This window comes from Pseudomonas uvaldensis, assembly GCF_021271205.1.
Lineage (GTDB): Bacteria > Pseudomonadota > Gammaproteobacteria > Pseudomonadales > Pseudomonadaceae > Aquipseudomonas > Aquipseudomonas uvaldensis.
In genome coordinates this window covers 1-797 of record NZ_JAIWKS010000042.1, presented here as the reverse complement: position 1 = coordinate 797, position 797 = coordinate 1, and the positions used below count along the sequence as shown (strand labels likewise).

Here is a 797-nt window from a genome sequence, read left to right as displayed (position 1 = left end):
CTTGAGCAATGGCGCGGTCATTACTATCGCTGCCGGCCAAACTACCGGCACTGTGGCCGTCGACACCCCGGCCAATGACGTCTACAACAACGGCAGCACCGTCAGTACCACGATTACCGGCGCAACCGGCGGCAACTTCGAAAATCTGGTGCCGAGCACCACGCCTGCGGTGACCACGATTACTGACTCGGCGGACGCCACTGGCCTGACATTGTCGGCTTCTACCGAAGTGACCGAAGGCGGTCAGATCACCTACACCGCGACCCTGACCAACCCGGCGCAAACACCAGTTATCGTGACCTTGAGCAATGGCGCGGTCATCACTATCGCTGCCGGCCAAACTACCGGCACTGTGGCCGTCGATACCCCGGCCAATGACGTCTACAACAACGGCAGCACTGTCAGCACTACCATCACTGGCGCAACCGGCGGCAACTTCGAAAATCTGGTGCCGAGCACCACGCCTGCGGTCACCACAATCACTGATTCGGCGGACACTACCGGCCTGACGCTGAGCGCCAGCGAAACCATCTCCGAAGGCGGCCAGATCACCTACACCGCGACGCTGACCAATCCAGCGCAAACACCAGTGACCGTCACCTTGAGCAATGGCGCGGTCATCACCATCGCTGCTGGTCAAACCACTGGCTCGGTGGCCGTCGATACCCCAGCGAACGACGTCTACAACAACGGCAGCACTGTCAGCACTACCATCACTGGCGCAACCGGCGGCAACTTCGAAAACCTGGTACCGAGCCCCACGCCTGCGGTCACCACGATTACTGACTCGGCGGACA

At 60.9% G+C, this 797-nt stretch carries 1 protein-coding gene; it reads left to right on the top strand.

Annotated elements, in window-relative coordinates; genetic code table 11:
- Positions 1 to 797, top strand: a 797-nt coding sequence (locus LCU97_RS26490) for an immunoglobulin-like domain-containing protein (RefSeq protein ID WP_232778213.1), incomplete at both ends; no start/stop codon positions are given.